The sequence below is a fragment of the Citrobacter sp. CK206 genome (assembly GCF_030333125.1).
Lineage (GTDB): Bacteria > Pseudomonadota > Gammaproteobacteria > Enterobacterales > Enterobacteriaceae > Citrobacter_B > Citrobacter_B koseri.
Genome location: NZ_JAOWGM010000030.1, coordinates 222,837 through 246,317, shown reverse-complemented (window position 1 = coordinate 246,317; position 23,481 = coordinate 222,837). Strand labels below are relative to the sequence as shown.

The 23,481-nt window shown below is 51.6% G+C and carries 24 protein-coding genes and 2 tRNA genes; 16 read left to right on the top strand and 10 right to left on the bottom strand.

The features are described 5' to 3' along the window. Positions 1-25: 25 nt before the first annotated feature. From OGX81_RS18410 to OGX81_RS18400, 3 genes are all read left to right on the top strand, one after another. On the top strand, positions 26-1,480 hold the full coding sequence (locus OGX81_RS18410) for an AMP nucleosidase (RefSeq protein WP_104868507.1): 1,455 nt from the start codon (positions 26-28) through the stop codon (positions 1,478-1,480). Positions 1,481-1,495: 15 nt separating this feature from the next. After that, positions 1,496-3,274 carry an aminopeptidase P family protein gene (locus OGX81_RS18405; RefSeq protein WP_104868506.1) on the top strand — a complete coding sequence of 593 codons (1,779 nt, stop codon included), beginning with the start codon at positions 1,496-1,498 and terminating at the stop codon, positions 3,272-3,274. A gap of 222 nt (positions 3,275-3,496) precedes the next feature. Beyond that, on the top strand, positions 3,497-3,976 hold the full coding sequence (locus OGX81_RS18400; RefSeq protein ID WP_012131816.1) for a hypothetical protein: 480 nt from the start codon (positions 3,497-3,499) through the stop codon (positions 3,974-3,976). Positions 3,977-4,172: 196 nt separating this feature from the next. Here the strand turns inward: OGX81_RS18400 and OGX81_RS18395 are convergent, their stop codons facing one another. Next, entirely contained in the window at positions 4,173-4,952 is a 780-nt protein-coding gene (locus OGX81_RS18395; protein WP_104868505.1) for an SDR family oxidoreductase, read from the bottom strand. Further along, the gene (locus OGX81_RS18390) at positions 4,952-5,278 is read right to left on the bottom strand and encodes a nuclear transport factor 2 family protein (RefSeq protein ID WP_104868504.1); all 327 of its coding nucleotides are present in this window, start codon (positions 5,276-5,278) and stop codon (positions 4,952-4,954) included. The genes OGX81_RS18395 and OGX81_RS18390 overlap by 1 nt, the downstream gene beginning before the upstream one ends. A gap of 90 nt (positions 5,279-5,368) precedes the next feature. Here OGX81_RS18390 and OGX81_RS18385 point away from each other — a divergent pair, with 90 nt between their 5' ends. Next, on the top strand, positions 5,369-5,695 hold the full coding sequence (locus OGX81_RS18385; protein ID WP_012131813.1) for a winged helix-turn-helix transcriptional regulator: 327 nt from the start codon (positions 5,369-5,371) through the stop codon (positions 5,693-5,695). Between the two features lie 175 nt (positions 5,696-5,870). On the opposite strand, the gene OGX81_RS18380 is transcribed toward OGX81_RS18385, so the two are convergent. After that, positions 5,871-7,604: an ABC transporter ATP-binding protein gene (locus OGX81_RS18380; protein WP_158661216.1), complete on the bottom strand. Its 1,734-nt coding sequence runs from the start codon at positions 7,602-7,604 to the stop codon at positions 5,871-5,873. A 299-nt stretch (positions 7,605-7,903) separates the two neighbouring features. Between OGX81_RS18380 and OGX81_RS18375 the strand changes: the two genes are divergently transcribed. Together OGX81_RS18375 and OGX81_RS18370 are read left to right on the top strand one after the other, a co-directional pair. After that, positions 7,904-8,377, top strand: coding sequence for a cold-shock protein (locus tag OGX81_RS18375; protein WP_012131811.1), 474 nt, complete (start codon positions 7,904-7,906; stop codon positions 8,375-8,377). Positions 8,378-8,504: 127 nt separating this feature from the next. Beyond that, the gene (locus OGX81_RS18370) at positions 8,505-9,044 is read left to right on the top strand and encodes a DUF2058 domain-containing protein (protein ID WP_012131810.1); all 540 of its coding nucleotides are present in this window, start codon (positions 8,505-8,507) and stop codon (positions 9,042-9,044) included. A gap of 101 nt (positions 9,045-9,145) precedes the next feature. Here the strand turns inward: OGX81_RS18370 and OGX81_RS18365 are convergent. The 3 genes from OGX81_RS18365 to OGX81_RS18355 all read right to left on the bottom strand — a co-directional run bounded on the left by OGX81_RS18365 (position 9,146) and on the right by OGX81_RS18355 (position 10,962). After that, a tRNA-Asn gene (locus tag OGX81_RS18365) sits at positions 9,146-9,221 on the bottom strand. A gap of 87 nt (positions 9,222-9,308) precedes the next feature. Next, the gene (locus tag OGX81_RS18360; protein ID WP_104868502.1) at positions 9,309-10,808 is read right to left on the bottom strand and encodes an EmmdR/YeeO family multidrug/toxin efflux MATE transporter; all 1,500 of its coding nucleotides are present in this window, start codon (positions 10,806-10,808) and stop codon (positions 9,309-9,311) included. A gap of 1 nt (position 10,809) precedes the next feature. Next, a complete protein-coding gene (locus OGX81_RS18355; RefSeq protein WP_153257545.1) occupies positions 10,810-10,962 on the bottom strand; it encodes a DUF5951 family protein in 153 nt (50 codons plus the stop codon). A gap of 6 nt (positions 10,963-10,968) precedes the next feature. Between OGX81_RS18355 and OGX81_RS18350 the strand changes: the two genes are divergently transcribed. From OGX81_RS18350 to OGX81_RS18330, 5 genes are all read left to right on the top strand, one after another. Then, positions 10,969-11,044 (top strand) — tRNA-Asn (locus OGX81_RS18350). A 243-nt stretch (positions 11,045-11,287) separates the two neighbouring features. Further along, complete coding sequence (locus tag OGX81_RS18345) at positions 11,288-13,357, top strand: TonB-dependent siderophore receptor (protein ID WP_233603717.1); 2,070 nt, start codon at positions 11,288-11,290, stop codon at positions 13,355-13,357. Next, complete coding sequence (locus OGX81_RS18340) at positions 13,357-14,370, top strand: ABC transporter substrate-binding protein (protein WP_104868500.1); 1,014 nt, start codon at positions 13,357-13,359, stop codon at positions 14,368-14,370. The genes OGX81_RS18345 and OGX81_RS18340 overlap by 1 nt, the downstream gene beginning before the upstream one ends. Beyond that, on the top strand, positions 14,300-15,049 hold the full coding sequence (locus tag OGX81_RS18335; RefSeq protein WP_047462788.1) for a class I SAM-dependent methyltransferase: 750 nt from the start codon (positions 14,300-14,302) through the stop codon (positions 15,047-15,049). The genes OGX81_RS18340 and OGX81_RS18335 overlap by 71 nt, the downstream gene beginning before the upstream one ends. Before the next feature lie 32 nt (positions 15,050-15,081). Further along, a complete protein-coding gene (locus OGX81_RS18330; RefSeq protein ID WP_180961894.1) occupies positions 15,082-16,059 on the top strand; it encodes a FecCD family ABC transporter permease in 978 nt (325 codons plus the stop codon). 87 nt (positions 16,060-16,146) lie between these two features. Here the strand turns inward: OGX81_RS18330 and OGX81_RS18325 are convergent, their stop codons facing one another. Next, positions 16,147-16,710: a flavin reductase family protein gene (locus OGX81_RS18325; protein ID WP_104868499.1), complete on the bottom strand. Its 564-nt coding sequence runs from the start codon at positions 16,708-16,710 to the stop codon at positions 16,147-16,149. A gap of 243 nt (positions 16,711-16,953) precedes the next feature. Between OGX81_RS18325 and OGX81_RS18320 the strand changes: the two genes are divergently transcribed. The 4 genes from OGX81_RS18320 to OGX81_RS18305 all read left to right on the top strand — a co-directional run bounded on the left by OGX81_RS18320 (position 16,954) and on the right by OGX81_RS18305 (position 19,677). Further along, on the top strand, positions 16,954-18,078 hold the full coding sequence (locus OGX81_RS18320) for a YbdK family carboxylate-amine ligase (protein WP_047462784.1): 1,125 nt from the start codon (positions 16,954-16,956) through the stop codon (positions 18,076-18,078). A gap of 337 nt (positions 18,079-18,415) precedes the next feature. After that, entirely contained in the window at positions 18,416-18,784 is a 369-nt protein-coding gene (locus OGX81_RS18315; protein WP_181397031.1) for an NlpC/P60 family protein, read from the top strand. Continuing rightward, positions 18,784-19,287: a YqhG/Tai3 family protein gene (locus OGX81_RS18310; RefSeq protein ID WP_104868497.1), complete on the top strand. Its 504-nt coding sequence runs from the start codon at positions 18,784-18,786 to the stop codon at positions 19,285-19,287. The genes OGX81_RS18315 and OGX81_RS18310 overlap by 1 nt, the downstream gene beginning before the upstream one ends. A gap of 117 nt (positions 19,288-19,404) precedes the next feature. After that, entirely contained in the window at positions 19,405-19,677 is a 273-nt protein-coding gene (locus OGX81_RS18305) for a hypothetical protein (protein WP_049011709.1), read from the top strand. An 88-nt stretch (positions 19,678-19,765) separates the two neighbouring features. Here OGX81_RS18305 and dctP read toward each other — a convergent pair whose 3' ends face one another. Together dctP and OGX81_RS18295 are read right to left on the bottom strand one after the other, a co-directional pair. Beyond that, positions 19,766-20,821, bottom strand: a complete 1,056-nt coding sequence (dctP, locus tag OGX81_RS18300) for a TRAP transporter substrate-binding protein DctP (RefSeq protein WP_233596423.1) — start codon at positions 20,819-20,821, stop codon at positions 19,766-19,768. 48 nt (positions 20,822-20,869) lie between these two features. Beyond that, entirely contained in the window at positions 20,870-21,460 is a 591-nt protein-coding gene (locus tag OGX81_RS18295; RefSeq protein WP_104868495.1) for a nuclear transport factor 2 family protein, read from the bottom strand. A gap of 110 nt (positions 21,461-21,570) precedes the next feature. Here OGX81_RS18295 and OGX81_RS18290 point away from each other — a divergent pair, with 110 nt between their 5' ends. After that, entirely contained in the window at positions 21,571-22,473 is a 903-nt protein-coding gene (locus OGX81_RS18290; RefSeq protein WP_071258852.1) for a LysR substrate-binding domain-containing protein, read from the top strand. Here OGX81_RS18290 and ldtA read toward each other — a convergent pair. Next, entirely contained in the window at positions 22,448-23,377 is a 930-nt protein-coding gene (ldtA, locus tag OGX81_RS18285) for a L,D-transpeptidase (RefSeq protein ID WP_104869120.1), read from the bottom strand. The genes OGX81_RS18290 and ldtA overlap by 26 nt on opposite strands. Positions 23,378-23,481 lie beyond the last annotated feature (104 nt).

The following is a 23,481-nucleotide window of genomic DNA, read 5'->3' as shown; positions in this document are numbered from 1 at the left end:
ACACCTGTGGAACAAGGAGACAGACATGAATAATAAGGGCGCCGGCCTGACCCCGTCTCAGGCGCTGGATAAACTGGACGAACTCTACGAGCAAGCGGTTCAGGCTCTGCGTAGTGCAATTGGCAAGTATGTTGAAAACGGGGAGCTTCCAGACATTACAGCCCGAAATAATGGCCTTTTTGTTTACCCATCGCTTTCCGTCTCCTGGAGCGGCAATGCGACGAATCCCCCCAAGACCCGCGCCTATGGCCGCTTTACCCATGCTGGCTGCTACACCACAACCATCACCCGTCCTGCGCTGTTTCGCCCTTACCTTGAAGAGCAATTAACGCTGCTGTATCAGGATTATGACGCGCATATCGCGGTTGAACCGTCCCATCATGAAATTCCGTATCCTTATGTCATTGACGGTTCCGAGCTGTCGCTTGACCGCTCCATGAGCGCCGGATTGACGCGCTTTTTCCCCACCACTGAACTGGCGCAGATTGGCGACGAGACCGCAGACGGTTTGTTCCACCCCGGTGAGTTTTATCCGCTCTCTCACTTCGACGCGCGCCGTGTCGATTTCTCGCTGGCGCGACTGCGTCACTACACGGGGACGCCAGTTGAACATTTTCAGCCCTTTGTTCTGTTTACCAACTACACCCGCTATGTAGACGAATTTGTGCGCTGGGGATGCAGCCAGATTCTGGACCCGGACAGTCCCTATATCGCACTTTCCTGTGCTGGCGGGATCTGGATCACCGCAGAAACCGAGGCTCCCGAAGAAGCCATCTCCGATCTGGCGTGGAAAAAACACCAGATGCCAGCCTGGCACCTGATTACGGCTGACGGCCAGGGGATTACGCTGGTGAATATTGGCGTCGGGCCGTCAAACGCCAAAACTATTTGCGATCACCTGGCGGTACTGCGCCCGGACGTCTGGCTGATGATTGGTCACTGCGGCGGCCTGCGTGAAAGTCAGGCGATTGGCGACTATGTGCTGGCGCACGCCTACTTACGTGACGATCATGTGCTCGATGCCGTACTGCCGCCCGATATTCCCATCCCCAGCATCGCAGAAGTTCAGCGCGCGCTGTATGACGCCACAAAAATGGTGAGCGGCATGCCTGGCGAAGAGGTTAAGCAGCGGCTGCGTACTGGTACGGTCGTCACCACCGATGATCGTAACTGGGAGTTGCGCTACTCCGCCTCCGCATTGCGTTTCAACCTGAGCCGCGCCGTCGCCATTGATATGGAAAGTGCCACAATTGCCGCCCAGGGCTATCGCTTCCGCGTACCTTACGGCACGCTATTGTGCGTCTCCGACAAACCGTTGCACGGTGAGATTAAACTTCCCGGCCAGGCTAACCGTTTTTATGAAGGTGCGATTTCGGAGCACCTGCAAATCGGCATCCGCGCCATTGATCTGTTACGCGCAGAAGGCGATCGCCTGCACTCACGTAAACTGCGCACATTCAACGAACCGCCGTTCCGTTAAGGCATGAAGGTGTCTATGAGCAACCCAACTCCCCTTTCCGCCCTGCGTAATCTCCTGATTGCGCAGGGGCTGGATGGCATGATCGTTCCTCGCGCCGATGCTCATCAAAGCGAGGACTGTACGCCACATGATAATAAACTGGCCTGGTTAACGGGCTTTAGCGGTTCTGCCGGACTGGCGTTAGTGCTTCGCGACCGCGCATTGCTGTTTGTGGATGGCCGCTACCAGGTTCAGGCCCGCGCCGAAGTCGATCGTAATGATTTTGAAATTCATCACCTGCATAACGAGCCGCTTGCGGAGTATTTGCAGGAACAGGTTGCCTCCGGCGCACGTATTGCCTTCGAACCTCTGCTGATGGTCAACAGCCAATTTGAGACACTCTCAGCTACCCACTGCGAACTGGTGGCGTTAGACAGCGATCCGTTCGACGTTGTATGGCAAAACCGCCCCGCCGCCCCCTGCGGCATCATCCGGGAAATGCCCGTTGAAATCAGCGGTGAAAGCAGCGCGCAGAAACGCGCGCGCATTCTCGACGAACTGGCAAAACAGCAGGCGGATTACCTGCCGATCACCCTGCCGGATAATATCGCCTGGACGCTGAACGTGCGCGGCAGCGACCTCAACATGGTGCCTGTTCCCTTCTCGTTTGCGTTATTGCACCGCACGGGCGAACTGGAATGGTTCGTTGATGAAAAGAAAACTCAGCAGTTACCTGCAAGTTTGCTCAGCACGCTGACCATTTCCCCGCCGGGTGAGTTCCTTGCACGCTGTCAGCAACGCGCGGCCGGAAAGCGTTTCCTGGTTGATAAAGATTTCGCCCCGGTCGCCCTGCGCTTCGCTATTGAGCAGCATGGCGGTGACGTCATCTGGTCAGCAGATCCGATTACGCTGATGAAAGCGCACAAGAACGAAACCGAGCTGGCAGGATACCGCGAATGCCATGAGCAGGACGGCGCCGCCTGGGTTAATTTCCTCGCCTGGCTGGCGCACGAAGTGCCGCTGCGTGAAGCCGCAGGCAATCCGATAACGGAGCTGGAAGCCCAGGAAAAACAGCGGGCTTATCGCCAGCAACAACCGGGATTTCTTGAGCAGAGCTTTAACACCATTTCTGCATCGGCAGGCAATGCTGCCATGTGCCACTATCATTCAAGCGAGAAAACAAACGCGCCAGTCACAACCCAAGAGATGTACCTGAACGATTCGGGCGGTCAATATCAGAACGGTACGACAGACACGACCCGTACCCTCGCATTTGGGCCGCAGGAGCCGCAGCGTCGGTTACACTACACCGCTGTGTTGAAGGGCTTTTTGTCGCTGATTACCCTGCAATTCCCCAGCGGAACTCAGGGACACCAACTTGACGCCTTTACCCGCCGGGCGCTTTGGGATCTTGGTCTGGATTACGATCACGGAGCGGGACACGGCGTAGGCCATCAGCTATTGATTCATGAGCAGCCGCACCGTATCGCCAAAAAAGTGAACCCCTGGCCGCTGGTGGCAGGCAACATCATTACGATAGAGCCGGGCTATTACCTCGCCGGACAATACGGTATCCGCATTGAAAATCAGGTCGAAATTGTCGAAAGCCGCCCTGGTTTCTGCAAATTCTCCACACTGACGCTGGTGCCGATCGACTTAAGTCTCGTGGAATTACATCTGCTTAGCGAGGCAGAAAAACTGTGGATTGATGAGTACCATCAGCAGGTAAGAGAAACATTATCCCCTCGCGTAGAAAGCAACGCCCGCCCGTGGCTGTTCGCCGCTACCGCTCCCATACGGGTGCGCGCAAATTAACCCTGTATGCTGAAAACCAAAAGCCCGCTAAAAGTGGGCTTTTTGGGTAGAGGGTCGGGTTTGTGCCAGGAGTGGACTTTTTGGTAGTTGTCAGTGGGAAGGTATTTCAGCAGAATGAGACTGCCTTTAAGCATGACCATTTTTTATGCAGTCACAAACTATTGAATCTAGCTCCGGCAGGGGTTACTGACTCACAGAATAAAGGATGCACGAGATCGAGCTATGCGTACTCATCAACTGAATAAGTCCCGTAAACTGTATCGCAGCGTCAACACGACTACGCGGCACCATTCTAATAATCCAGGTGCAGAGTATCGCTGGGAACGCAATCGTAAAAAAGCCGGAGATGAGCTACTGGTAAAGCGCGAGACAATGCATGGCAGACAGAATCGTGGCCGAGACTACACCCCATTGTTTTATTTTCTGATCAAGCAGATTGGCAAACCGTGGGATGAAATATTCAGCGAAGTATGTGGACGTCTTGATACCACCGAGCCTGTATTCTGGTTGGTCGCGCTACATGAGCATCAGCGAAGGGATTTAGTCTGCATTGGCGAAAGCAGTTTTTATCCGGGTTTGTTTGTTGATGAGAATGGAATTCTGCAACAGGTAAACCCTTCAATTACGAGAAAGGACGTTAAAGTGACTTGCCGCTGCTGTACACACACTTATATTGGTGAACCTGTACCCTGGATAGATTGAGTGACAACACCTCCTATCCTGCTACGGGTGCGGCCGTCATCAGCAATGAGAGCGATTGCAAACTTCCGTTTCTCGCTCATAGCAGACTATTCACTTACATCAGACTGTTTTGCGTCAAAACGGACGCTACGATTAACCATTTTCTGCCTCTGGCGATCTTAATCGGCTCATAATTCGGGCCGATTAAGATACATGATTACACCGTCGGGATGGTGCCGCCATCTATCACATATTCGGTGCCGGTGATGGCGGCAGCATGAGACGACGCGAGGAAAGCAATGAGCTTCGCCACCTCAATGGGCTTTGATGGACGACCAAGAGGAATACCCCCGAGTGCATTCATGATGATCTGCTTACCGCCTTCGTAATCCGTTCCCGCCTGCTTCGCCAGTCGCTCTGCCATCGCTACCGAAGCCTCAGTTTCGATCCAGCCGGGCGCAACACGAACCACACGAACCCCCTTCGGGGATACCTCTTTCGACAGGCTCTTGCTGTACGCCGACAGCGCAGCTTTTGCCGCCGCATAACCGGTGGTCGATTCCGGTAACGGCAGTTCACACTGGATAGAGGTGACGTGAATGATAACCCCACTGCCTTGCGCCAGCATCCCTGGCAACAGCGTACGATCTAAGCGTACCGCTGGCAGCAGATTAAGGTTGAGTTCCTGCTGCCACTCCGTTTCGCCCAGTGCTGCAAAACCACCACCAGGTGAGGTAGAACCGCCCGCAACATGGATGATGGCGTCGACACCTCCCAGATGCATCTGAACGGCTTCAGCTACTGAAGCACACCCGTTGACCGTGGTCAGGTCTGCCGCCACGAAGGCGTCGGCGATACATTCTGTGGGCGTATGACGCGCGGTGGTTAACACCCTGGCACCCAGTTGCTTTAATAATCCAACGACCGCTTTGCCGACGCCTTTGGTGCCGGCAGTAACCAGTATGCGTTTGTCCTGAAAATCAAGATCTAACGACATCAGATAATCTCCAGTGTGTTGATCTTGTCGCCGACCAGGCCGAAAGCATGTTTAAGCACGACCGGGCTGCCGGGAAAATTACCGACGACGTTTGAGGTGACCGTCACCCGGTGGCCTTCGGTGAGGAACTGAACCGGCTCAACGCTGTAGTCAAACGCGGCCTGTGCGGCACGTTGCCATGCCTCGATCGCTGCGTGTCCCTTATGCGTTTTACCTTCGTCTGTCACGACAGCATCGGCGGTAAAACAGTGCTTAACGTTGGCAATATTTGCTCCGTTGCTGATCGCAAAATAGTCAGAAATAGCGTGCGGTAGGGCTAATGACATGGCGCTTTACTCCTGTTGTTTACAGTACAGGAATTTTCAACATAGACTGTGAAATTGACAAGTACGCACGAAAAAGTGAGCAACTGAATTATGAGTAAGTTATACACTCCAGAATCTGCCGCAAGCGGCGTGGAGCATGTGCTGCGACTACTGGAAGGTCGCTGGAAATTAATTATTCTTTTTCATCTGTTCGATGGAAAGGTACAGCGCTATTCTGATTTTGAAAAACTGATCCCGGGTATTTCACAGAAGATGCTGGCTCAGCAACTGCGACAACTGGAAGCCGACGGCATCGTATCACGCACAGTGTACCCTCAGGTGCCGCCGAAAGTGGAATATCGCCTTACCGAGTGGGGGCAAGAACTGTGCCCGGCCCTTGATGCAATGCTGAAATGGGCGGAAAAACGCGAGGATTAGTTGTCACTGGAGCCTTTTTGTCGTGAGCGAAAATTACTGATATCTGGTTTTCGCTCAAATCGGACATGGTTATGCCGAACCTCTTGTCCGGCGTACACCGGGGAACAATGACGATATATTTGAATGGGTTACATCTGGAATAACGTGCAAATACCTGCGTACCATTCCCGTAGTATTAAACTGCCTGAGTCATCACCGATTTAAACTGCGCATGCCACATGTCGTAAAATTTCCCCCGACGGCTTATCAGCGCAGTGAAGTCCCCATTTTCGATGACCTCTCCAGCAGACATCACGATAATCCTGTCGAACTCTTTTATATTACCGAGCCTGTGCGTCACTGCGATCACGGTTGTGTTCAGGGCCAGAATATCATTAAACAGCCGGTGCTCAGTTTCAGGATCGAGTGATGAAGAGAACTCATCAAAAATAAACAGATTGGCCTTTCGGTATAGCGCCCGTGCAATCGCGAGCCGCTGCCACTGCCCTATGGAGAGTTCATCGCCGCCGAACTGCTTGCCCAGCCGGGTGTGCTGGTCATACGGAAATCCTACCTTTTTCAGCAATTCATCAACCGCTGACGACGGGGTTTCTGCATCATAATTATTCAGGGCAATGTTTTCGCCCACCGTGAACTCGTACTTTCCGTAATCCTGAAACACGGTGGCTATCTGGTTCCGGTAACTTTCAATATCCAACCTGTCGAGCGGCACGCCTGACACAGACACCGCCCCCTCACTGAAGGCGTACATGCGCAGGATCATTTTAATCAGAGTTGTTTTTCCGCTGCCGTTCTCACCGAGAATAGCGACCTTTTCACCGGGAGCAATTTCAAGGTTAACCCCATTCAGGGCTGGATGATTACGCCCCTCATACTGAAACCGGAGTTTGTGAATGCTGAGGGAAAAAGGTGTTTCGGCGGGTAAGGTAAGGTGCCCGTTTTTCACCGGTTCAATCTTATCCGTCATAAACGCATGGTAGCGGGTGAAAAAACTGCTCATGCTGACGAGATTCGAACCATAATTGGCGATCTCGTCGAGGTGCGATTTCATCATCACAATGGACTGAAACACCATCACCAGCGCGCTCACGGCAATATCACTGGTGCGTAAGTTGTTTAAAAAAAGAGTTACCCCGACGAACAGCATAGTCAGGCTCAGCATCATGGCCGGCACAGGCGTGATTAGCGCGCGGATGCGCTGTTTGTGCATGCAATTATAGGTATTGCGAGCGGACGCATTGAATTTAGTCAGCAGATATTTACCAAGACCGTAAAGCCGGATCTCCTGCAAAAAACTCTTGTCCATACTGACGCCATATACGTAGCGCATCGCAATTGCATCTTTAGACGTGAAGAATAAATCCCGCACGTATCTCTGCTGGATACGCATATTGATGGCAATCATCGGTATGGCGGAAAGCGCGCAAATGGCCGCCCCTGCTCCTGAATAGTTGATCAGAACCAGCAGCAGACTGCCGGACATGACGATTGCCCGGATCACGTAAATGATACAGATGATGAAATTAAGCGGTCGATACGCCGCTTCTTTTTTCAAATATTCCAGTTGCTCGTAACGCTCCTTATTATCAAACAGGCTCAAGGAAAAGGAGTCGTTCATACGGCACATAATCTTAGCGCTGAAGTGATTGGTCGAAATCTCCGTGACATCCCCCTGAACAAGATTGACCAGGGGCTGCATAAGCTGCATGCCAAGGAGTGAAACACACCAGACCGCAACGCTCAGCATCAGATCACCGTCGGTGGTTTGCACTGCATGCAGCGTGTTGATTATTTGGCCGGTCATAAAGATGTTGAGGGCCGGTATCAGCCCCTGAAGCAACACAACGACGATAAGTGCGGTAATACGAAGTGGGCATGACGCAAAGACGTACCTGATAGCCAGTAGCACTGACGACCTCCCTTGTTGCAGTAGCCATAGATCGTGTGAGTCGCAGATCATGATAGATGAGAATGGCACTCAATTGCATTAATGGAATGTAACAGTGAACTGGGTTGTGAAGTAGACGTTCTCCCCATCCCTGACCATCGGCCAAATGCAATCGCGACTTCCCTCCCCCAACGGCCCCCTGGTCTGATGGACATTTATCACCCAAACTTAAGCCAAAGACATGGTCTGCGTGGGCATTGTGCTTTACACTGCGCGCTGTAAAAACTGAGTAGATAAACGATTAACCAGGCGGTAAGGCGATGAACGGAACAATCACAACGTGGTTTAAAGATAAAGGTTTTGGATTTATCAAAGATGAAAACGGTGATAATCGCTATTTTCATGTGATTAAGGTTGCCAACCCTGAGCTGATTAAGAAAGACGCGGCGGTGACTTTTGAACCCACCACCAATAACAAAGGCTTGTCCGCTTATGCTGTGAAAGTCATCCCGGAAAGCAAATATATCTATATCGCGGGCGAGCGCCTGAAGCTCACGTCGATCAAGTCTTATCTGGTTTACAGCGAAGAAGTGCCAGCCGATACCCGAATTGATAAAGAAAACGCGGTGCTGTCTGTGGGCGTGCTGATGAGTAGTATCAGACCCAAATCAGCCGCAAAGCCCGGTGAAATGCGCTCGCTGAGAAAACTGGCAATCACCACCTTCCAGGGAACGACGTTAATCTTCTCGGAAGATGAGATAGACATAGAGGCCACGGTGAAACTGCTCAAGTAATTCATCTGAATCCCGTGCCGGAATACTGCGCCATTCATAAACAGAATTCCGGCTCGCGTGCGCCAGGTACAGACGCAAAAATTACGGGTATAATCGCATACATTATTCAACGGTTTCAGAAACGAAGATGACAAAACTCACCTTACAAGAGCAGATGCTAAAAGCGGGATTAGTAACCAGTAAAAAAATGGCCAAAGTCCAGAGAACGGCTAAAAAATCACGAGTTCAGGCGCGTGAAGCAAGAGAGGCTGTGGAAGAAAATAAAAAAGCACAACTTGAGCGTGATAAACAGCTAAGCGAGCAACAAAAACAAGCGGCGTTATCCAAAGAATATAAAGCGCAGGTGAAGCAACTTATTGAAATGAATAGAATCAGCATTTCAAAAGGCGATATTGGTTTTAACTTCACAGATAATAACTTAATTAAAAAAATAGATGTGGATAAGGCGACGCAAGCCCAGTTGATTAATGGTCGTCTCGCCATTGCGCGTTTGGTTGTTGATAACGGTGGGGAATGTGAATACGCGATTATCCCCGCAAGCGTAGCCGATAAAATTGCACAGCGAGATGCTAACAGTATCGTCTTAAATAGTGCGCTTAGTCAGGAAGAGCAGGACGAAGAAGATCCGTATGCTGATTTTAAAGTGCCTGATGATTTGATGTGGTAATCAACGTTTGTCGATCAGCGTCCGGCGTGCCGGGCACTGAAAGAACTGAATGCCGATGACGGAAAGCAAAAAGCCCGCTAAAAAGCGGGCTTCTTTAAATTTGGCTCCTCTGACTGGACTCGAACCAGTGACATACGGATTAACAGTCCGCCGTTCTACCGACTGAACTACAGAGGAATCGTGTGAACGGGGCGCATATTAACGACGCCCACGATCATTGTCAAAGCCTGAATGCACAAACACGTTCGTTTGCCGAAATATTCTTCATTTCGTTGGAGATTTAGGCTGAACGGGCGATTTTATACGCTCTTCACGCTCAGGACGCGGGTATTTCCATAGCCAACGACCGCTGACCATACGCCAGTAAAACAGTGCGGCGCGCACCGCCCAGTCAAAGAACATCCCCAGCCAGACCCCGACAACGCCCCAGCCAAGCACGATCCCCAGCGTGTAACCCGCAACCACGCGGCAGCCCCACATCCCCAGCATCGAAACCCACATTGCAAAACGTGCGTCCCGCGCCCCTTTAAACCCTGAGGGCAACACCCAGGACGCAGACCAAATCGGCATAAACGCCGCGTTCAGCCAAATCAGAACCACGACAACATCTTTTACATCCTGATCGTGGGTATAAAACGAGGCCATCAGTCCCGCAAACGGCGCGCTTAACCATGCAATCGCGGTCAGTCCAATGGTAGATAGCCAGAACACATGACGAAGCTGAATCTCTGCCTGGGAAATCTGACCATTCCCCAGCCGTCGGCCAGTGATGATTGTCGATGCAGAACCCAGCGCGTTTCCGGGCAGGTTGATCAGCGCGGCAATTGAAAAAGCGATGAAGTTACCGGCAATAACGCTGGTCCCCATTCCCGCTACGAACATCTGCGTTAACAATTTCCCACCGTTGAACAAAACAGATTCGATACTCGCAGGGATACCAATCCCCATCACTTCCCAGATAATGGTGAAGTTCAGCGGCTTAAAATAGCTCTTCAACGTAATGCGCAATGCCGGGTTAAAACCAATCATCAACACCCAGATAATGGCGACGGCTCCGATATAGCGAGAGATGGTCAGCCCGAGTCCCGCCCCGACAAAACCCAGCCCCTGCCAGGAAAAAACGCCATAAATCAGGACGCTGCTGATCATGATGTTAAGAATATTCATACCGCCATTGATCAACAGCGGAATTTTGGTATTTCCGGCTCCACGCAATGCGCCGCTGCCAATCAGGGCGATGGCCGCAGCGGGATAGCTGATCACCGTCAGTTCCAGGTATGTCAGCGCCAGAGCCTTCACCTCGGAAGACGCCTCCCCGGCCACGACATCAATAATCTGTTCGCCAAAATAGTGAATAACCGCCGCCAGCACGATGGCAAAAAGCGTCATGATCACCAGTGACTGTCTCGCGGCAGCCCTGGCGCGACGACGATCGCGTTTTCCCAGGCTAAACGCCACAACCACGGTCGTCCCCAGATCGATAGCAGCAAAAAACGCCATAATGACCATGTTGAAGCTATCGGCAAGCCCTACCCCGGCCATCGCCTCTTTACCCAACCAACTGACCAGAAAGGTGCTCAGCACCCCCATTAGCAGTACGCAGGTATTTTCCAGAAAGATAGGCACGGCAAGCGGGGTGATTTCACGCCAGAAAAGAACCTTATAACTCTTACGTTTGGCATACCAGGGCGTACGAGAGACGGCCTGGCGTAAGGCTGCGGAGACGTTCAAAGTGGACCTTAATGAAGAAAGTTGAAACCTCATTTCAAATAATGAGGGAGAATCCAAAAAGCTGCAAAGTTTTTTCCCTGTAAAATGTCTGCAATTGCAACAAACTGTTGAGAGAAGCAGCAATTGAACCGCCACCAGGGAAATGTGGTTTGACAAAAGATTTTTCGCCGCTAAGATAAGCCTCCACAACGATTCCTCTGTAGTTCAGTCGGTAGAACGGCGGACTGTTAATCCGTATGTCACTGGTTCGAGTCCAGTCAGAGGAGCCAGATTTTAGTCTCGAGGTATCTCAGTGAGTCTTGAGGCGTTTTAAAAGCAGTAGTTAAATTGAACCGGTTGTCCTGATAAGGATTGCCGGTTTTTTGACGCCTGTAGTTTTTGGACAACCCCACAGACCTCTCCAGCCCCCTTCCCACTTGTTCTCATTTGTCTACTTTTTTTCTTTATGAAATATGTTATGTTATAACATATCCATTATAATGTAATGCCAACCTATGAAACTTAAGCCTTCTTTGATAGCTCTCGCAGTAGCAGTAAATACTTCGCCTCTGGCCTATGCAGCAGATGAAACCATCGTCGTCACCGGCGGTGACGTATCCGACTATTCCGCCGAATCCGACTCGGCACGTCTTTCATCCGGTTCAGCCTCACGTCTCGGTCTGACCGATAAGCAAACGCCACGCCATACTGAAACCATCAGCGCCAGAACCATTATGGCTAAGGGCAAACGCACGCTCACCGAAGTCGTTGAGACCGCCCCGGGCATGTCCGGCACCAGCTCACCTACGCTCTCAAACAGCGTTTCACTGCGCGGCTTCTCCGGCGTTTCCTGGCTGCTAAACGGCGTGGCCGTACCCGGTAGCACCATTCAAATCGCCGACCCGGTTCATTATGAAAACGTGGACATCCTGTATGGCACAGGCTCCGTTTTAAACGGTCTGAGTTCTGCCGGTGGCAGCGTCAACCTGATATCACGTAAAGCAACCTTTGGTCGACAGCCAGTAGAAGCTGACTATAGCTGGTCAAGCTATAACAGCCATCGCGCCCACATCGGCGCGGGTGGTACGCTTGTTGAGGGTATAGCTGCTGGCCGCGTGGATGTAAGCGCATCAAATACCGGCACTCAGGTTGATAAAGATCGCAGCCGCCCGAAGCGTGTCAGCGCACAGCTCCTGCTGACGCCGACCGATAACACACAGGTTACTTTTGACATCGATCGTAGCTTAACGGATATGCGCAATCCCTATTTCGGGACGCCTGTCATCAACGGCAACGTTGATCGCGACTTGCGCCATGTAAACTACAACAACATTCAGGATGCGCATATCCGCAGCCAGGCAACCTCATTCCAGTCGACCCAGTCCTGGTATGCGACGCCTGATGTAACCTTTGATAACCAGTTCTACTATTACAAAGGATTCCGCGAATGGCAGAACGTTGAACGCTATTACCCGTCAAACAAAGCGGGCTATGTTACCCGTGATTCTTATGGCGATCTTGCTCATGATGACAAGCTGACGGGCAACCGTACTATGGTCACCTGGGATCACCCGATTGCATCATTCGCCAACCGCGTGACTGCGGGTGTCGATTTTTCAAAACGCGAATTCCAGTACTATTCTAACGGCTTCCCGGGGGGCGAAGATGTTCTGCTGACCAACCCCGCCTCCAATGACTTTCGCACCGGTGCGGGTGGCAAGATGCGCTCACCTGTTCGTCACATCACTCAGAACCAGTATGCCTTGCTGCTGGAAGACAATCTGAATATCACTGATGCTGTCGCCCTGTTAAGCCAGTTGCGCTATACCAACCTGGACATGCACTGGAATTACCAGCAGGACAATAAAACCATCAATCGTAGCTATAGCTTTATGAGTGTTGGTATTGGGCCGAGCTGGGCCATTAACGAAAACTGGACGGTGTATGCCAACTATTCCACAGGTAAAGAGCCCGGCAGCGATATCTTCTTTATCAGCCCTGAACAAACGTCCCTGCCGCTTACAGAAGTTCAGCAATATGAAGCCGGTGTAAAAGGGACATTCGACCACGGCGAAATGAAGCTGGCCGTTTACGATCTCCAGAAAAAAAATCTTTATCAGCAATCGGCTGTCCAGGCCGGTGTATGGAATGCGGTTGGCAAGCAGACTTCGCGCGGCATTGAGTTCAGCGGATTGATTAAACCGCTGGATAGCGTCACGCTGGCGGGAAATGTGGCTTATACCCATGCGCGCTTTGACAATTTCAAACAAGGTACGCAGGACCTTTCCGGTAATCAGCCGCGCTATATCCCGGAGTGGACGGCTAACCTTTCTGGCCGTTATATGCCGATTAGCAAACTGGGGCTGGGCGCGCAGCTCCACTATGTTGGCAGTAGCTATAACGATGATGCCAACAAAAACAAAATGGGCGATTACACGACTGTCGACCTGAACGCCGATTATGAAGTGATTAAGGACGTTACCGTAGGCACCCGTGTGCGTAACCTGACGGATCGCTTCTACACCTGGCAGCGTACTTATACAGGGCAAGAAATGATTGCGCCAGGTCGAACTTACGAAGCCTATGTCAACATGCGCTTCTGATGAAACGCCTGGCCTCCCTCGCATTGCTGGCAACCTTCGCCAGCTTTGCACATCCCGTTACGTTACAGAATTGCGGAAGATCTTGGACGTTTGAGCATGTACCACAGCGGGCAATCGTCTATATGCCGACCGCAATGGAAAACATGCTCGCATTACGTCTGGGAGATTCAGTGATCAGTGCTGTCGGTTATCGGCCAGATGAAGATACCGCGCCCTCCCCCTGGTACAAACCGCTAAAAGCACGTCTCGACAGTTCGCCCTGGTCGGGAGAGGCTTTGCTGAGTTCCCGGCCAGATTTTATCTATTCTGGCAGCTACTACTGGTTTAACAGCCCGGAGACCGCCGGTCGTGAAAGGATGGCTGAATGGGGAATTGGAAGCTGGCTCATTGAAGGGATGTGCAATGGCCTGCAAAGTGGCCCTCCTGCGCCTGTAACCTTCGACAGCATCTACGACGAGTTGCGTAATATTGCGCGCATATATGGCGTGGAGCCGCGTGCAGAGGCGCTTATCAATGAACTGAAGCAACAGGTCACTGCTGACAGCCGCATAAAACTGCCACGCAGAACGCTCATGTGGTGGTATTCCGGTACGGCAACACCTTATGTGGCGGGTGGTTATGGCGCTTCTGAGCTGTTAACCAAAACCATCGGCAGTAAAAATATCTTTGATAACAGTGCTGAACTGTGGCCTGCCATGAGCTGGGAGGTCATTGCCGAACGGGACCCTGACTACCTGATCCTGAGCGATCTGCAAAGGGGGGGAGATGGCGACAGCGCCCGGAGCAAAATCGATTTTCTTGAACGTAATCCCCTCACCGCAGGCATGAAGGCGGTTAAAGCAAAACGTTACATCATTTTACCTGGCTATGACATGGACGCATCTGCGCGTTCAGTTCTGGCCCTTCACCGACTAGTCACACAAATACACGCTAAGGAACAACATGACCTTTCCAGCCCGCGAATTACTGAAAAACTGGGACGAACAACAAAGCGCCTACATCGCTCACCGTGAAGAACGCTATAACGCCGCGCTGGATGTTCTGGCAATGCTATATGGCGAAGAATTCCATGTGGTGGATCTGGCCTGTGGTCCAGGCTCATTCAGCATGCGTCTTCTGAATCGCTTTCCGGCGATAAGAGTAACGGCTATTGACCTCGACCCGCTTCTGCTTACGCTGGCCAAAGAAGCCTTATCTGAATACAGTGACCGTATTCAGTTCTTCAGCGGCGATATTGCAACAGCGGATTGCTTTGCCGCTATTACCGACAAACCTCAGGCCGTTGTTTCCAGCACGGCCATCCACTGGCTGCTGCCGGAACAGCAGGTCGCGCTTTATCGCAACATCTTTAACCTGCTGGATGAACATGGCTTATTCATGAACGCCGATCATCAGCGATTTGATAATCGCAATCCATGCCAGAAACGGATTGCCCAGCTTCATGACGAAGATACGCAGAAAAAAGCCTGGACAGCGGGAGTGCAGGACTGGGATAGCTGGTTTGCATCGGCCACCCGTCATCATGAGCTGGCTGATTTGATGGACGCGCGCACCGCTATCTTTAAAGACCGCCCGACACCGCTGCCCACCACGGTCGAATTCCAGCTCGCTGCTCTGCGCCAGGCGGGTTTTAGCGAAACGGGTACTCTCTGGCAATTCCTGGATGATTATGTGATCGCTGGCTGGAAATAATCATGCTGCGTTCTCCTGTTTTTCGCCTTTCCATGCTGTTTCCGGCCCTGATGCTGGCGTTTTGCATTGCCATTATGTATGGCCCGGTGACCTTTTCCATGAAGGACGTGGCAAATGCCATACTGGCAGGCTACTGGCATAGCGATACAGCGGGAACGCTTCATCAGCGGATCGTATGGTCTCTGCGTATGCCACGCACCCTGCTTGCTGCGCTGGCGGGTGCCGCATTAGCGCTGGCCGGAACGGTGCTCCAGTCGTTGACACGTAATCCTCTTGCCGACCCCTGGGTGTTGGGGATCTCATCCGGCGCAGGGTTTGGCGCGGTACTGGTCATTGCGCTTGGTCTCAGTGCGGGCTGGGCCGCTGTACCTGCCGGAGCGTTCTGCGGCGCGATGCTGGCTTTCGCACTGGTGCTTTTCATGGCGCGGAAATCGCTATCCGGCCAGTCCAGCCGTTTTATCCTGACCGGCGTCGCCGTGACACAGCTTCTCTCCGCCGCCACATCATTAACCACACTCTGGAAAACGGATGCAGACACCACGCGAGGGGTGATGTTCTGGCTGCTGGGAAGCTTTGCACAGGCGTCCTGGCTTCAGGTACTGCTTTGCGCACTGGTGCTGCTGCCGATATTTATGTTCTGCTGGTGGCGGGCAATAGAGCTGGATGTGCTCACGTTCGGCAATGTGACGGCGGCATCGCTTGGTGTGGACGTTGGCGCAATCAGGCTCGCCCTGTATTGTTTATTGACCTTATTGACTGCGGTCATTGTGGCATGTTGCGGAGCAATAGGTTTTATTGGGCTGACCGTGCCTCATATCGCCCGCATATTCATTGGTCATCGCCATCGATCGCTGCTGCCGGCATCCATGCTGTGCGGCGCGACTTTTACCGTTCTGGCTGATACGCTTGCCCGAACGCTGTTTGCGCCCCGTGAATTACCCGTCGGCATCCTGACGGCGATACTCGGGGTTCCGGTATTTCTGTTCCTGATTTCACGGACTTCCCGATAAAATACTGACGAAGGCGATCCCTGGCAGAAAGCCCGCTAAAAAGCGGGCTTTCTGCCATTTATCCGTGACGAGCGCCACCGCAAACGCTCAGATAAGCATTTCCGGCCTGAACAGCGCGCTCAGATTCATTGTCTTGCCCGACACCATGAACTCCCCCTTCCCTGTATAGTGAATCGTCTCAGGGTGTTCCGGTGATGTGGCCACATGCGCCTTCACGACCTCGAAAATGAAAAAATTGTAGCGTTCCACCAGCACATCATCATACAAACAGCACTCAAAATTCGCATAACATTGCTGGATCAGCGGGGCATCAACCTCATCGGCTTCCTGTGCCGTAAGATTAAATTCGGCAAACTTATCGATGTCAGCGCCGGACGAGTTGCCGATTCGCACGACCGTCTCGGCCAAATCCGTCAACGGAACGTTGATCACGCATTCCCGGCTATGACGGATCATCTCAAAACTGTGGTTGCCGCCCGAAATCATCAGCCCGACCAGCGAGGGAGAAAATTCCAGAACGGTATGCCAGCCCAGCGTCATGATATTGGTCTTCCCGTTCCATTTGGATGACACCAACACAACCGGGCCCGGTTCTAAATACCGGCGAACCTGACTGACCGGATAATCGACTTTAGTAATAGCTAAGCTTATAAGATGACTCCTGTTAAAGTGTTCCACAAAAACAGGCCACACTGCTGCGGCAATACCTGAGCAGTCCTCGCGCTACAGCATACTCTCTCTCGTCATATCGCAAAAAATTAACCATACTAATAAAATGGTTTTATGACCGTAATCAGGGTTCCGCGATTCACCTCTGGCAGGCATGACCGTCTGACCTACACTTTTAACAATAGAATTTCAGGCCAACCACAACAACTCAGTGCAGAGGACATTATGGTATCTCTACCTTTTACCCGCTCACTGCGGTTTACGACGGGCACCGAGCTGGAACTCCAGTTAATCGACAGAAACGATACCAGGCTGGTGGATAAAGCGGATATCGTGCTGGCCGATATGGCGCACACTCAGCAAATAAAGCATGAGCTAACCAAGTCAATGATTGAACTGAACAGCTCAGTACACTCTTCGGTGTTTAAACTGCATGAAGAATTATCTTTATTAGCCTGTAACGTCAGGGAAGTCGCCAGAAAACACGGCTGCGATGTTACCGGCGGCGGCCGCCATTTAGATGGCGACTGGCGAGAACAGGTGATTAGCGATTTACAACGTCATCAAAATCTGGCCGTACGCTATGGCTACATCACCAAAATGGCCTGCGTATTTGGGCAGCATATTCATATTGGCGTTCAGGATGGCGATGACGCCATTTATCTGTGTCATGCGCTTATTCCCTACCTGCCCCATTTAGTTGCACTCAGCGCCTCTTCGCCGTGGCTGGATGGCGTGGATACCTCTTTTTCAAGTTCCCGCTTTACCGGGCAGAACGCCTTTCTGAACAGTGAACTGATTGAAAACATCTATAACTGGGACGAGTTCGTCGTATTTTATAACGAGATGGTCGATGTCGGGATCATTAAAAGTATCAAAGATATTTACTGGTACGTCAGGCCACAGCCTGCTCTGGGCACAATTGAAATCAGAATATGCGATATGCCGCTGACAATATTTCATGCCGCAATGCTCACAGGCTATAGCAAAATACTGGCTCAGTATCTGTTAGCCAACCGGACGAATATCGTCAAAAAACATCATGCTATTGAAAAATACAATATCTTTAACGCCCGGCGCGATGGCTTACAGGCCAGCTACGTCAACACGTTAACCAGGCAGCGTCAGTCGCTGGCGAGTCAGATATTGCAGACCGTAGAGAACCTGTCATTACGCACCCACAGTGATGAGGACAAGTACGTTCTGCAATATATTGCCCGGTATGTCAAAAAGGGCATCAATGATTCAGACAGAATACGCAGTATGATTAAACGCGCGGTGGACTTAAACACAGTCATGGAACGTATGCGAAAAATGCTGCTATCAGCACCAAAGAATTATAAAAAATGATGCACGCCAGGGCCGAAAATGGTTATTCGGCCCTTTTATCAGGCAACTGTAGTAATACGTTCCCGAGCGTTACGTTTTGCCTTCTCGCTTAAGGGGTCGGAGACACCATCTCGTCCAGAATGCTACTGACCTGTTTCCCGCTCATATTCCGATACCCGCATTCTTTTATTTTCGGAATTCGTTTAGGCAATCCCTTCGCTATTGATTCCGCCTGCTCTCAGCGTCAAGCGCACTTGCCTCGCTTATCACGTTACGCTTTCTGTGGCACTAAATGATTAACCCTCCTAACTAATTGGGTATCTATTAGCAATTTCTCTAACTGAAATGGATGATAATCATGGGATGGGACACAAGAAGCGCCGGAAACGGGGCAAAACATCACGCCGAACCGGGGCCAACGAATAACTGTGCATCGTATGTGCGCAAGGCCATAAAGGCAGGGGGCGTGACCGTAACAAACACGCAAAACGCCAAAGATTACGGCCCAATGCTGGAGTCTGCGGGGTTTATAAAAATATCTTCAACGCAATCCCCCAGAGCTGGCGACGTGGTAGTGATTCAGCCTTACGCGGGAGGACACGCCGCCGGTCACATGGCTATTTACGACGGCCAGGATTGGTATTCAGACTTTAAACAGCGGGATTTTTGGGGCGGTCCTGGATACCGTTCGTCAAAGCCAGCTCATCAAATGTACAGGAAGGATTGATGAAAGCCCTTTATGTTGTTCTCATGATATTTGCAATTACCGCGTGCAGCTCAGGACGCGATAACGCAGAACGGCGTGTTTCAGATTTCTACACTTACTATCTAAACGTGTTTGCAAATAGTGAAGGGAAAATAAAGCCTGCGCCTGAAAAGATGGATGAATATATTTCGAAGGATACACTAGCCCAACTAAATACTATCTCTCATATTTATGAGCAGGAGATTATCGACACCGATTACTATACATATGCGCAAGATTATTCAGCAGATTGGATCCCCTTATTGAAAGTTGGAAAAGCTAAAAACTGTTTTGGTGGTGAATACGTCGATGTTTGGTTGGGTCGACAAAACAATCAGACGTATCAAATTGGAGTCTACCTAAAAAGAGAGGGCGGCAAGTGGAAAATATACAGAGTGAAGAATATTACCACCGGTTATGAGCATTACATATTTGACGCGCACGCCATTGAGAAAGCGAAGCAACATGCTGCAACCACCAATTAAATAGGGCGATTATGACGGCCGCTAAATTAATCCCAATTCGCGGCCAACCTTAACAGTCATTATGCTTTTCTTTCGCCCTCCAGTGGATTCAACAACGTCAGCGCTACGGAATGTTTTATGATTCAGCCGTCGTTTAAGGATATAAGAGCCCACTCCCGCCAGCGTCAGTCGCTGGCGAGTCAGATATTGCAGACCGTAGAGAACCTGTCATTACGCACCCACAGTGATGAGGATAAATACGTTCTGCAATATATTGCCCGGTATGTCAAAAAGGGCATCAATGATTCAGACAGAATACGCAGTATGATTAAACGCGCGGTGGACTTAAACACAGTCATGGAACGTATGCGAAAAATGCTGCTATCAGCACCAAAGAATTATAAAAAATGATGCACGCCAGGGCCGAAAATGGTTATTCGGCCCTTTTATCAGGCAACTGTAGTAATACGTTCCCGAGCGTTACGTTTTGCCTTCTCGCTTAAGGGGCCGGAGACATCATCTCGTCCAGAATGCTACTGACCTGGTTCATCACCCTTCCCGCCTCGGTAAGCCCGTTCTTTTCCTGCTCCTTCACCCACTCAGACTGAATCTCCTGGTATCGGGTGGCGGCTTTCCATTGCGCAACGCCTTCAGAGTGCAGGATTCTGACCGTCGCACCGCTTTTTTCCAGATCGGCGACTTGTGTGGTGAAACTTTTATCCATTACGGAACCCAGGGATTGATAAGCGACGTCAGCCGCCCGTTGAATCGCCGCCCGATCGTCGCGGGAAAGGTTATCCCAGGTGTTTTTATTCATCACCAGCAGGTAAACATGCCCAAGCCAGAGATCCCGCGAAACCAGCACATCAGGCGCGAATCGCTGAGCATTTAACGCATAGCCGCTATCCACATTCAACATTAATCCGTCGAGACTTCCGCTTTGTAAGGCCTTGTAGGTTTCATCTCCCCAGGGCATGGTCACGGCTTTAGCGCCGACATTTTTCAGAAACCCCTGGTGCCAGAAACTGGCGGAGCGCCACGTTCCCCCCTTAAGTCCTTCAGGATTACTCAGCGCGGTAGTGCTAAAAAAAGCCAGCGGATAGCCGGTCGCAATGAAAACATTCACCACATTTTCTTTCTTGAGTTCTGCCGAAAAATCCGGGATATCCGCATAAACGCGGCGAAAGAAAGCAACCTGCTTTTCCCCGGCAGGGCCGACGGGGAAGCTTTTAAAGATTTGCTGCAATGGTAATGCCTTAGCCGCATATTCAGGTACAACAACAGCCATATCCGCTTTGTCCCCCTTTCCCGCCATAGCCAGAGCCGTATAACCATCACTTAGCTCACCTCCCCAGTGCGCCTCTACCTTCAGGCGACCATGCGACTCTTTTTCGATTGCGGGGAAAAATACGTCATTGATAAAACGAGTGCGCATTCCACCCAGCGGTTCATGGTCGCTGTAGATTAGGGTTTGCGCAGCCAAAGTCGCACCGGGAAACATTAGCATCGCAAACAGAACGGCGATGCATTTTCGTCCTGGTATAGTGGTGAGCATTTCTCTTATCCTTTTGAGAATCATGATGATCGCAGTCGCTGATGAAGCTTAAACAACGGGCTCAGACAGCCAGCGCTGCCCTTCGGTTTTCATCTGCTGTTCGAGCGCACTGCCGCGCGTTGCGAATACACGCGTGACCGGAAATCCGCTTTTTTCCAGCAGGTATGCCAGCGCGGCGTATTCTCGCGGGTATTTTGCTACCGCGCTTTGATCAATATCGACCACGCCCAGCGGGAAGGTAAAACTCCCCATGTCATAAATGCTCTGGCGTCTGAAGAGCTTCCACACGCCATCGCGTTTTTCCGCCATATCGTAAAAGCGATTATGGGTCACCATCCCCAGATTCAGCTTCACATTCTCGCCGATGATCATGGCATTAGTTTCAACAATGGCGCGGTTGACGCAGCTATTGAAGGTCACTACCGGCGTGCCAATCAAATGTTTGGTGCGGATGTCAGAAGCCCCCATACGCATTGAGCCGTCAACAAAATCGCTCGCCAGCCCTTCAAACCAGGTTATCTCAATGGTGCCATCCGGGTGAAACAGCCCGCGAAGTTGCTCCCACTCGCCCAGATCGCGATGCATCCAGCCAGTGAGAAGATCGGTAATTTGCTGACGATCCGCCAGGTGATTGTGCATAATTTTTACTCCAGCCAGTTAAGTGGATTCAGTTTCCTCGCCATTAACGTTAAAATCCAATAGATAAATCTTACAGATTATTCAGTTTAGATGAATGATGAGGCCATCGTATGGATCTGCGCCACTTACGCTATTTTCTTGCCGTTGCACAAGAAGGACACTTTGGCCGCGCCGCCGAAAAACTCAATATTGTTCCTCCCGCGCTGAGCATGCAGATCAAGGCGCTGGAAGAAGAGTTAGGCGGCCCGCTGTTTATTCGTACCAGCCGGAAAGTTGAGTTAACCGAAGCGGGAAAATTGTTGCAGACTGAAGCGCAACGCACGCTTGAGCAGGCGGAACATGCCCGTCTGACAGTACAACGGTCGATGCGCGGAGAAACGGGTCTTGTGCGCGTCGGCTTTGCTGGCAACGCGGTGTTCAGCGGCAAATTGACAGAAGATCTGCGCGCCTTTCGCCAGGCCTATCCCGATGCGGAACTGGTCGTGTGCGAAATCGCGCCGTTGCTACAAGCGGATGCCATTCTGAGCGGCCAGCTCGACATTGGTTACACACCCGATCACCATAACGTACGCCAGCCAGAATTAGCGGCTGAAAAAATAGGCCTCTGGGGCCGGATGGTCGCCATCGCCGACGATCACCCGCTGGCTTGTGAAACCCATTTGACGGTAGATATGCTGGCTGAAGAGCCCCTCATTTTCTACGACACCCACCGTGCGGATGAGCCGCTTTATATGATGCTCACAGAGATTATGGGTCATGTTCCGCACGTCGCCCATTGCACCTCCAGCACGCTCAGCGTACTGGCTCTGGCCGCCGCCGGGCAAGGGCTGGCGCTGGTGCCTGAACCGCTGATGCACATCGCCATTCCCGGCCTGGTCTATCGCCCTCTCGACGCGCCTGAGTTATCGGCCAATCTGATGCTGCTCAGCAGAAAGAACGACAATAACGGCGCGGTAAAGGCTTTTCTGGAGATTGCGCGGAGAAACGTCAGAACCCCGTCAGACCCGCGCTGATATTTGTCGGCATCCCGGAGCGGCGCTCCAGCGCCTCGTTGACGCGATGAATGTCAACGCCGTCGCCCTTCATAAAAGTACGCATCACCGGCGTGATCGGCAGCGGTACTTTTTTGTCGGATTCAAATTCAGTGCGATTACGCGATAACGGCTCATGCACTTCAATCCAGCGACTGCCGTCCGCTTCGACGGTGGTTTTCACCGGTTGATCGATAATCTGCACGCGAGTGCCCACCAGCACATTGTCAAACAGGTATTTGATGTCATCGTTACGCAACCGGATGCACCCCTGGCTCACGCGCAGCCCAATACCGAAGTTCGCATTTGTGCCATGAATGGCATACAGCTTACCGATATAAATTGCATACAGCCCCATCGGGTTATCTGGCCCGGCGGGGACAAACGCGGGCAGACTTTCGCCTCGTTTAGCATATTCACGTCGGGTATTCGCCGTCGGCGTCCAGCTCGGTGCTTCCTGCTTACGCTCTACCGCAGTCACCCAGTTACGTGGAGTTTCTCGCCCCGCCTCGCCAATGCCAATCGGCAGGACATCAACGGTATCGCCCCCTTTCGGATAGTAGTAAAGACGCATTTCCGCCACGTTAACCACAATGCCTTCACGCACGGTATCCGGCAAAATAAGCTGCTGCGGCACCACCAGCGTCGAACCGGACTTCGGCAAAAAGACGTCCACATCGGGATTCGCTTCGAGCATATTGCTCAGCCCCTGTCCGTACTGCGCCGCAAATGCTTCCAGCGGTTGAGTATTATTGTCCGGGACGGTTATCGTCAGCGGGTTGCCGACCAGACGACTCCCTTCTGGCGGCAATGGATAACTTACCGCCAGCGCGCTCTGGCTTGCGAACAGCAGAATAAAAGAACAAAACAATTTCACACGAGGCATCATTTCCCTTTCCTCAAATCGCAGCAGATGTCGGTTAATTATAGCTTTTTTATCGCCTTTCCGACGTTAACAGCGAATAAGCGCCACCGAAGGGAAACGATACA

Excerpts from the sequence above, each read along its gene's own strand:
- OGX81_RS18375 (WP_012131811.1), top strand. The coding sequence starts at position 7,904 with ATGAACGGAACAATCACAACGTGGTTTAAAGATAAAGGTTTTGGATTT.
- OGX81_RS18295 (WP_104868495.1), bottom strand. The coding sequence starts at position 21,460 with ATGCACAATCACCTGGCGGATCGTCAGCAAATTACCGATCTTCTCACT.
- OGX81_RS18315 (WP_181397031.1), top strand. The coding sequence starts at position 18,416 with ATGGGATGGGACACAAGAAGCGCCGGAAACGGGGCAAAACATCACGCC.
- OGX81_RS18395 (WP_104868505.1), bottom strand. The coding sequence starts at position 4,952 with ATGTCGTTAGATCTTGATTTTCAGGACAAACGCATACTGGTTACTGCC.
- OGX81_RS18385 (WP_012131813.1), top strand. The coding sequence starts at position 5,369 with ATGAGTAAGTTATACACTCCAGAATCTGCCGCAAGCGGCGTGGAGCAT.
- ldtA (WP_104869120.1), bottom strand. The coding sequence starts at position 23,377 with ATGCCTCGTGTGAAATTGTTTTGTTCTTTTATTCTGCTGTTCGCAAGC.
- dctP (WP_233596423.1), bottom strand. The coding sequence starts at position 20,821 with ATGCTCACCACTATACCAGGACGAAAATGCATCGCCGTTCTGTTTGCG.
- OGX81_RS18410 (WP_104868507.1), top strand. The coding sequence starts at position 26 with ATGAATAATAAGGGCGCCGGCCTGACCCCGTCTCAGGCGCTGGATAAA.
- OGX81_RS18290 (WP_071258852.1), top strand. The coding sequence starts at position 21,571 with ATGGATCTGCGCCACTTACGCTATTTTCTTGCCGTTGCACAAGAAGGA.
- OGX81_RS18320 (WP_047462784.1), top strand. The coding sequence starts at position 16,954 with ATGGTATCTCTACCTTTTACCCGCTCACTGCGGTTTACGACGGGCACC.
- OGX81_RS18390 (WP_104868504.1), bottom strand. The coding sequence starts at position 5,278 with ATGTCATTAGCCCTACCGCACGCTATTTCTGACTATTTTGCGATCAGC.
- OGX81_RS18340 (WP_104868500.1), top strand. The coding sequence starts at position 13,357 with ATGAAACGCCTGGCCTCCCTCGCATTGCTGGCAACCTTCGCCAGCTTT.
- OGX81_RS18405 (WP_104868506.1), top strand. The coding sequence starts at position 1,496 with ATGAGCAACCCAACTCCCCTTTCCGCCCTGCGTAATCTCCTGATTGCG.
- OGX81_RS18310 (WP_104868497.1), top strand. The coding sequence starts at position 18,784 with ATGAAAGCCCTTTATGTTGTTCTCATGATATTTGCAATTACCGCGTGC.
- OGX81_RS18335 (WP_047462788.1), top strand. The coding sequence starts at position 14,300 with ATGACCTTTCCAGCCCGCGAATTACTGAAAAACTGGGACGAACAACAA.
- OGX81_RS18305 (WP_049011709.1), top strand. The coding sequence starts at position 19,405 with ATGATTCAGCCGTCGTTTAAGGATATAAGAGCCCACTCCCGCCAGCGT.
- OGX81_RS18400 (WP_012131816.1), top strand. The coding sequence starts at position 3,497 with ATGCGTACTCATCAACTGAATAAGTCCCGTAAACTGTATCGCAGCGTC.
- OGX81_RS18370 (WP_012131810.1), top strand. The coding sequence starts at position 8,505 with ATGACAAAACTCACCTTACAAGAGCAGATGCTAAAAGCGGGATTAGTA.
- OGX81_RS18330 (WP_180961894.1), top strand. The coding sequence starts at position 15,082 with ATGCTGTTTCCGGCCCTGATGCTGGCGTTTTGCATTGCCATTATGTAT.
- OGX81_RS18360 (WP_104868502.1), bottom strand. The coding sequence starts at position 10,808 with ATGAGGTTTCAACTTTCTTCATTAAGGTCCACTTTGAACGTCTCCGCA.